Raw genomic sequence first — 8,778 nt, 5'->3', positions numbered from 1 at the left:
GTAAAAATGTTTTTTTCTTCTATTTCTAAATAGGCAGAAGAAATAAAGTAATTCATACAGAAATATTTTTTAGAATTTAAAAGAAATATTTTTTTAAAAAGTACCAAAAAGGTTCTACAAGTCCAAAGGTGATTGGGTTTTGTAATAATAAAATAATCAACATCACTATTTTTGTCAAAATATCCTTTTGAAAGAGAACCTGAAATAGCAATTCCTTCAATAAAAGGGAAAAAACGCGAAATAAAACGGGCTTTTTTTTGTGCTTTTACTAAAGCAATTTCAGCATTTTTATTTCCAATTTTTCTTTTTTCAATAGATTCTGAACTTAAGTGAGTATGATAAAAATCTTCCGTTTTTTCTATTATTCCACGAGATAATGCAGTATCTAATTCTTCTATAACCGATTTTAAGTCTTTAAGGGAAGAATATAAGTATACTTCTTCCTTCTTTAAAGGGTGATTAAAGATTGAAAAATATAAAAGCGGTTTTAATGTTTTCAAGTTTGTTTTTTTATAGTTGTTTGATTTGTTATTCAAATTTACTAATTCGCAAACATTATTAATAACGAAAAAGCAAATATTTATGGTGTGTATTTTGGTTTTAATTAAAAATTATAAGGAAAATTAGGGTGTTTGTATTTTTTTAAGCTTTCAAATTCAACTAAAAAGGTGTCTTCACAATTTCTCGCTACTCTAGGGAAAACAGGTGTAAATTCTATGCCTTTTTCGGTAAAACTCCATTGAGGATAATTCCAAATGTCAAGCTGTGTATAATCGCAATAATCTTCTGATTCTTCTGGTTGGGTAAATTTCTGTTTTAGATTAATTAATTCGTATAAGATAGGAGCAAAGTAAGTATTTCTGTAAGTAGAAAATAAAGTAAAGTTATCATCACTATATTTAGTTACTGATGTGTCAAATGCAATAATTTCGTCTAATTCGTATTTTTTTCCTGAATGGAGGTTGATTAAGTTACCTTCACTGCCAAAATCCGGATGCGCTCCACCACAATAATAGGATGAAAAGATTTCATACCCTAAAAGATTGTCATTTAAAAAGGTAATAGATACACTATATTCAATGCCGTTTCCTGTATTGTAGCTAAATGGAGAAGAACAACTTAGCTGATTTAAGGCAATTTCATAATGTTTGTCAATTAAAATAGGGTTGATTGTATTTTTTTTGGCAGTAGAGAAACTTTCTCCTATCCTGAAAAAGGGCGCTTCACAATGCGATTCACTATACCAAATGATTTGTTGATTGTTGTAATTCTGAATGGAGTCTTGTTCAAAATTTAAATAATTTAGCTTTATCAAATCTAAGTTGTCATCAAATTCTTTGAAAATTGGTTTTTTGTATTGAGTAAAGTTTATTGATTTTAAAGATACTGGAATTGTTTTTCCAGTTTTATTTACCCATTTACCTGTAAACTTGTTGTTTATTTTTTCTAATTCAAATTTTTCTTCAAATGCTTCTTCTCCATAATCATTGCCAAAATAAAGGGTAAAATAAACATCTTTATATTTTCCATTTAGATGAATGTCTTTTAATGATTTTTGATAAAAGTAATTACCTTCTATATAGTTATTATCATATTCAGTAATTTGCATATAAATATTTGATTTACCTACAGTTCCTTCTAAATAGTAGGTATTTTGAGAGAATAGATTGTAATTTATAAATAAAAAAAAGACTAATTTAAGATACGTTTTCATGAACTTTTTTTATTATGAATGATATACTATGAGAATAGTATCATGTGAGAATATTTCTCTCTTTATTTATTATTTGAAACGTTTTAATTAATGTATTATTGTACAAACACCATCTATGCAATTAATTGTTGAAGGTGGGTTTACAACTGCACAATCCGATACAATTTCGAAAGCATCATTGTAAGAAGCTTCTAAGGCATTATAATTTGTTACGAGATTAGTTAAATAGACGATATCAACAGCGTTAGAGTGAGCCAAATATTCCCATGGACCACCACATGGTTTGGAACCAAAAGCAATAGAACTGCACCCTATATTTTCATTGCACGAAAAAGAGGCAATATAATCTAGAATGAATTGTTTTTCATTTTGTAGCTGATTAATATAATCTGTTCTGCTCTTTTCTACAATTTGGTCTTCACATTGGAAACTTTGGGATAAAAAGAACACGCAACATAATTTTAAAATAGTTTTCATAGCAATTTTCTAATAAGATGCTAAAAAATAAAATTAGTTGCGTGCTTGTTTTAATTTTCTTGGTTAATTAATTTGTCCTAATTAATTAATGTGCTTCTAGCCAGTTTTTTCCTAAGCCTAAATCGACAATTAAGGGTACTTCAAGTGTAAAAGCATTTTCCATTTCTTGTTTAATCATAGGTTGGATTTTTTCTAATTCTGAATTATGAACATCAAAAACTAATTCGTCATGTACTTGTAACAACATTTTAGATTGCCATTTTTCATTTTTTAAACGTTTATGAATATTAATCATGGCTAGTTTAATAATATCTGCTGCGCTTCCTTGAATAGGAGCATTAACGGCATTTCTTTCTGCGCCTCCACGTACAACTGCGTTAGCAGAATTGATGTCTTTTAAATAACGTCTTCTACCCAAAACAGTTTCTACATATCCTTTTTCTCTGGCAGAATCGATTTGATCGGCAATATAAGCTTTTAATTTAGGGTATGTTTTATAGTAGGCATCTATCAAACTAGCACTTTCGCTTCTAGATAAATCGGTTTGATTACTTAATCCAAAGGCAGAAACACCATAAATAATTCCAAAATTGACTGTTTTTGCATTACTACGTTGTTCTTTTGTTACTTCATCTAGAGGAACGTTGAAAACTTTAGAAGCTGTAGATCGATGGATGTCTTCTCCATTTTTAAAAGCTTCAATCATCGTGGTTTCACCAGACAAAGCAGCAATAATTCGTAATTCAATTTGCGAGTAATCGGCTGCTAAAAGGGTGTGATTTTCATCTTTTGCAATAAACGCTTTTCTAATTTGTCTTCCTCTCTCTGTACGAATAGGAATGTTTTGAAGATTAGGATTATTGGAACTTAATCTACCAGTTGTAGCCACAGTTTGCATATAATCAGTATGAACACGATGAGTATTTTGATCTACTTGATTAGGCAAAGCGTCAACATAAGTACTCTTTAACTTTACCAATTGTCTCCATTCGAGAATATGTTTTACAATTTCATTGTCTTTGGCTAAGTAACTTAATATCTCTTCTCCTGTAGCATACTGACCTGTTTTGGTTTTCTTTTGTTTTGCTCCGCCTATTTTAAGTTTGTCAAACAATATTTCTCCCAATTGTTTTGGTGATGCAAGATTAAAAGTTTCACCTGCTATTTCATATATTTTTTGTTCAAAATCATTTATTTCATGTTCCATATCTTTAGACATATTCTTTAAGAAAGGGACATCTAAATTAATTCCTTCGCTTTCCATTGTTGCGAGAACTTCAACTAAAGGAATCTCAATTTCATCAAATAATTTTTTAGTGCCTACTTTTTCTAATATAGGTTGGAAATGCTCTTTTAATTGGAAAGTAACATCAGCGTCTTCAACAGCATATTCTTTAACATCTTCAATAGCTACTTCACGCATTGATTTCTGATTTTTTCCTTTTTTACCAATTAAACTTTCGATTGATTTGGGTGCATATTTTAAATAGGTTTCCGATAAAACATCCATGTTATGACGCATATCTGGATTAATTAAATAATGTGCTATCATGGTGTCGAAAAATTTGCCTCTCACTTCAATACCATAACTTGCTAAAATTTTTAAGTCATATTTTAAGTTTTGACCAATTTTTTCAATCTGCTCATTTTCAAAGAAAGGGATTAATTTTTGTGCTAAATTTCTAGCTTCTTCCTGATTTTCAGGGAAAGGAAGGTAGAATCCTTTTCCTTTTTCCCATGAAAAGGCTATTCCTACTAATTCGGCATTGAGAGCGTCTAAACCAGTAGTTTCTGTGTCAAAACAAACGGCAGTCTGCTTAAGTAAATTTTGTAATAATAATTTTAATGCTAAGTCACCTTGTACTATTTGATAAAAATGGGCTGTATTTTCAAGAGAATTATAAAATGAACTGACATTATTTTCTTCAGAAACTTCATCTGAGAAGCCAAATAAATCCATTTGATTTTCAGCTGTTTTTTTTACAGTTGTTTTTTTAGAGGTAATTTCGTTTGTATTTAGATTAATTTCATCATACTCATTACCAGAGCCAAATAATTTGTCAAATTGAGCTTTCATTTGACGAAATTCTAATTCTTGAAAAATTGTATCTGTTTTTTCTACATCGGGTTTAGACAGTTCAAAATCTTTCTCATCAAATTGTACCGGGCAATCCAAAAGGATAGTGGCTAGTTTTTTTGAAAGTAATCCTTTTTCTTTATTAGCTTCAATATTTTCTTTCATTTTTCCTTTTAGCTGATGTGTATTTGCTAATAAATTTTCCATTGAACCGTATTCAGCCAAAAGTTTTTTTGCTGTTTTTTCTCCTACACCCGGTAATCCAGGAATATTGTCTACAGCATCTCCCATCATGCCTAAAAAGTCTATTACTTGTTCAGGTCTTTCGATTTCAAATTTTTCTTTTACCTCAGGAATTCCCCAAATCTCTATTCCATTACCCATTCGAGCTGGACGATACATGAAAATATTTTCAGAAACTAATTGAGCAAAATCTTTATCAGGAGTAACCATGTAAACGAGATAACCTTCTTTTTCTGCTTGTTTTGCAAGTGTTCCAATTAAATCATCCGCTTCAATACCTTCTTTTTCAATTATTGGTATATGCATTGCTTTTAATAACTCTTGAATATATGGAACTGCTATTTTTATAGCTTCTGGGGTTTCATCTCTATTTGCTTTATAATCTTCAAACATTTCTGTACGAACGTGACTTCCACCTTTGTCAAAAGCAACGGCCAAATGGTCTGGTTTTTCTCTTTTAATAACATCCATTAAAGAATTCATAAATCCCATTATCGCTGAGGTGTCCATACCTTTTGAATTAATTCTAGGATTTTTAATAAAGGCATAATAACCTCTGAAAATTAAAGCATAGGCATCGAGAAGGAATAATCTTTTTTGTGACATGAAATGAAAGTTTAGTTCAAAATGTAAAAATACAATTCTTTATAAATAATAATTAGAAAATTCAACCTAAAATTTATTGTAAAATATAACGCTATTCTTATGTCATATTATTTTTTTGGATTATTCTATTAATTTAAAATAGTTAATAAGTGTTTTTTGTTTGTCTAAAGAAAAAAGCAAATTATCGATGCTAATTTTCATTCTGTCTAATTGAAATTTTATGAGTTGTAGTATGTAGTAATTTTAATATGTAACTTAAAACAAAAAAACAGAGAAATGCTATTACTTTCTTTGATATACTGGTAAAAAACATCTCTCTATATATTGATTTAGCTTACGGAAAATTTAATTTGAAATGATAAATTTTTATTGCTAGAGATTTTAAAGAAGCAATTAATTATTTCTAAAAAGTTTAATTAATACCGTAAAACTATGAAAAAATTAACACTAAAAAAGGAATCAAGAGTATTTGTAATGATTGTGTTTTTTTTACTTCAAATTACATTTGCTCAAGTTGGAATTAATACAACAACACCTGATGCTTCTGCAGCACTAGATGTTAGTTCGACTACTCAAGGTTTTTTAGTTCCAAGAATGACAACTGCACAAAAAAATGCTATAGTTTCTCCTGCTAATGGATTATTACTGTATGATACGAGCCTTAAATTGTATAGTTTCTATGATTCAGCTGCAGCATCTTGGATTAATATGGCTCAAGGAAGAAGTAAGTTTAAAAGAATTAAATCTTCTGATGTATTGGCAAGTGTGTTGTCTACCGAATTAGCAGCTGGTGGAGGAACAAAATATTTGTTAGATTCTCAAACTCTTTATGAGATAAATGGTACAATTATGCTTGATTTACCTATTGAGCTAAATAATGCGTATCTCGTAGGATTAGATTCTGGGGAAGATAAAATTGTTAAATTAACAGGAGATATGTTTGTAGGAAACACTGGAGGAGCAATTAAAATTTTAACATTGGTTGCCGCTACAGGAAATGTATTTAATATAAATGGAGGAGGTACTCAGAACATCATTTTTAGAGATATGATTATTGCAAACTCAGCAAATGTAGGTTTGCTTCAGAATTTTGCTTTAATTTTTAGTAGTGTGATACAATATTCAGGAAATTTAAACGGAATAATTTATAGAGATATTTCTAAATTGCTTTTAGATAATCAGGCTTGGTTTGGAAATAGTTTAGGAACTTTTGAAAAATATGAAGGGACTTTTAACTCCATTTTAAAAGATGGTGGCTTTTTAGAAGTGAACAGTGCAGCAATTGGAATAGATGTATCTTCAAATCCTTCTCTTACAAATAGTGGTACTATGGTAGGGGTAAATTTTACAGGAACACTTACAACAGGGAAATATGTAAAAGGATACACAACAGGTTCATATACTGATTTTAATTTTAATAATAATTGGGAAGTCAATTGTTCGGGAATTCCTTTCGAAGGAGATAGTTATACCGTTGGAGATATCAATTTTGATTTACCTGTAGGATCAGGGTATTTAACTACTTTATCTACTGGTACATCTACAAAAATTTTAGGAACTACAAGTGCAAATAACTTTTTTAGAGCTTCAACGGGTTCATCAAGTAATAGAGTTCAATATTTAGGAAGTAAAAAAAGATTTTTTACAGTTAGTGGAACCATATCATTTCAAGCTACAAGCAGTAGTAATACCATATATATATTTTACATCGCTAAAAATGGTACTGTAATCAATCGTTCAAAAACCTATGCTTTAACTACAAATACAACAGATATTTTTGCAATTCCTTTACAAACAGTTGTAGAACTTTCCCCAAATGATTATGTAGAAGTATATGCGGAGCGGTATAGTGGAACTAGTAATATGTTAACAGTGTCTTTAAATTTATTTATGAGATAAAAGATTTTTAATCTGTTTTTAGTTTAATAAATTTCAGTACTTTTTTTGCTAATTTCTTAAAAAAGATAGTGTATTTTTAAATGATTTATTTTTTTAACAAAACATACAGAAAAACCATAAATTAAGTTAAAGTATTGTTTTTCAGTATGTTTTTGCGTTTTTTTTAAAATTAGCGAATAGTTTTTTTATACTTTTAATGTATAATTTTAATACATGTAGTATGAAAAAAATGATGTCCCAAAGGAGAGTATGGATTTGTATACTTGGTTTGTTTTTTTGTTTTGAGAATGCATTAGGACAAGTAGGAATTAATACGACCACCCCAGATGCATCTTCTATGTTAGATATTACTTCTACAACAAAAGGATTGTTAATCCCTAGAATGACAACTGCTCAAAAAACAGCAATAGTATCACCAGCAAACGGATTAATAGTCTTTGATACTAATTTAAAAGAATATAGTTATTATGACTTAACTGCTTTAAGTTGGGTAAATTTAGAAAGAGGAAGAAGTAAATTTAAAAGAATTAAATCTACAGACGTTTTAGCAACTGTTTTAGCAACTGAGTTAGCTGCAGGAGGAGGAACGAAATATTTACTAGATTCTCAAACTCTTTATGAAATAAACGGGACAGTAATGGTAGATTTACCAATAGAATTAAATAATGCATATTTAGTAGGATTGGATTCTGGAGATGATAAATTGGTAAAGTTAACAGGAGATTTATTTACAGGTTCTACAGGCGGTGCAATTAAAGTTTTGACATTAGTAGCTTCGACTGGAAATATTTTTAATATCAATGGAGGAGGAACACAAAATTTAATATTTAGAGATATGATTATTGCTAATTCTGCTAATGTAGGTGTTTTAGAAAATTTTTCATTAGTTTTTTCAAGCATTGTCCAATATTCAGGAAATACGAATGGAATAATATATAGAAGTATTTCAAAACTTTTATTAGATAGTCAAGGATGGTTTGCTAATAATACAGGTATTTATGAGAAATTTGAAGGTAGCTTTGGATCTATACAAAAACAAGGAGGGTTTTCAGATGTTTTTGGTGCAGCTATTGGTTTTGATGTTTCTGCTAATCCTGCACTATCCATTTCGGGAAGTTTAGACGGTGTAAATTTTGCAGGTACATTAACAACTGGAAAGTATGTAAATCCATATACGGTAGGCTCATATACAGGATTTAATTTTGATAACAAATGGGATGTTAACTGTACAGGAATTCCTTTTGAAACAGATAGAACAGCAGTAGGAGATATTAATTTTGACTATCCAGTAGGTTCTGGAGTATCTACTACAGTTTCGGCAAGTCCGGCAAAATTAGCTGGAGTAAGTACTTCAGATAATCTTTTTCGTTTTTCAAGAGGTGGAGCTGATAACAGACTGCAATATTTAGGAAATAAAAAGCGCTTTTTTAAAATTAATGGGGCAATATCTTTTCAAGCTTCTACAAATGGGATTGTTTATATTCTTTATATAGCTAAAAATGGCACAGTAATTAACAAATCTAAAGTGTATATTAAAGCAAACTCTACAACAGATATTTTAGCTGTTCCTTTAAATACGATTACCGAATTATCACCTAACGATTATGTGGAAGTATTTGCAGAAAAATATGGTGGAGGTAGTGGTAATATATTAATTGTATCGCTAAATCTTTTAGTATTTTAACTCATAAAAAAAGTCAATATTTTCATTGACTTTTTTTATGAGTTAAAATTTTAACAAATGCTAACAACTAATAACGGA

The 8,778-nt window shown here is 29.5% G+C and carries 6 protein-coding genes; 2 read left to right on the top strand and 4 right to left on the bottom strand.

Annotation, left to right across the window (positions count from 1 at the left end):
- The 4 genes from HALO113_RS06765 to polA all read right to left on the bottom strand — a co-directional run.
- On the bottom strand, nucleotides 1-500 hold a 500-nt coding region (locus HALO113_RS06765; protein ID WP_201297583.1), incomplete at its 3' end, for a nucleotidyltransferase domain-containing protein.
- 104 nt (nucleotides 501-604) lie between these two features.
- Nucleotides 605-1,714 (bottom strand): hypothetical protein, encoded by a 1,110-nt coding sequence (locus HALO113_RS06760; protein ID WP_159778295.1) that lies wholly within the window; start codon nucleotides 1,712-1,714, stop codon nucleotides 605-607.
- A gap of 87 nt (nucleotides 1,715-1,801) precedes the next feature.
- Nucleotides 1,802-2,191 carry a hypothetical protein gene (locus tag HALO113_RS06755; protein ID WP_159778294.1) on the bottom strand — a complete coding sequence of 130 codons (390 nt, stop codon included), beginning with the start codon at nucleotides 2,189-2,191 and terminating at the stop codon, nucleotides 1,802-1,804.
- An 85-nt stretch (nucleotides 2,192-2,276) separates the two neighbouring features.
- Complete coding sequence (polA, locus tag HALO113_RS06750) at nucleotides 2,277-5,117, bottom strand: DNA polymerase I (protein WP_159778293.1); 2,841 nt, start codon at nucleotides 5,115-5,117, stop codon at nucleotides 2,277-2,279.
- 432 nt (nucleotides 5,118-5,549) lie between these two features.
- Between polA and HALO113_RS06745 the strand changes: the two genes are divergently transcribed.
- Together HALO113_RS06745 and HALO113_RS06740 are read left to right on the top strand one after the other, a co-directional pair.
- Nucleotides 5,550-7,016: a hypothetical protein gene (locus tag HALO113_RS06745; protein ID WP_236554614.1), complete on the top strand. Its 1,467-nt coding sequence runs from the start codon at nucleotides 5,550-5,552 to the stop codon at nucleotides 7,014-7,016.
- Between the two features lie 220 nt (nucleotides 7,017-7,236).
- Nucleotides 7,237-8,700: a hypothetical protein gene (locus HALO113_RS06740; protein ID WP_236554612.1), complete on the top strand. Its 1,464-nt coding sequence runs from the start codon at nucleotides 7,237-7,239 to the stop codon at nucleotides 8,698-8,700.
- The last annotated feature ends 78 nt before the right edge of the window (nucleotides 8,701-8,778 follow it).

The sequence above is a fragment of the Flavobacterium sp. 9AF genome, from assembly GCF_902506265.1.
Classification (GTDB): domain Bacteria; phylum Bacteroidota; class Bacteroidia; order Flavobacteriales; family Flavobacteriaceae; genus Flavobacterium.
This window is presented reverse-complemented; position numbering and strand designations above follow the sequence as displayed.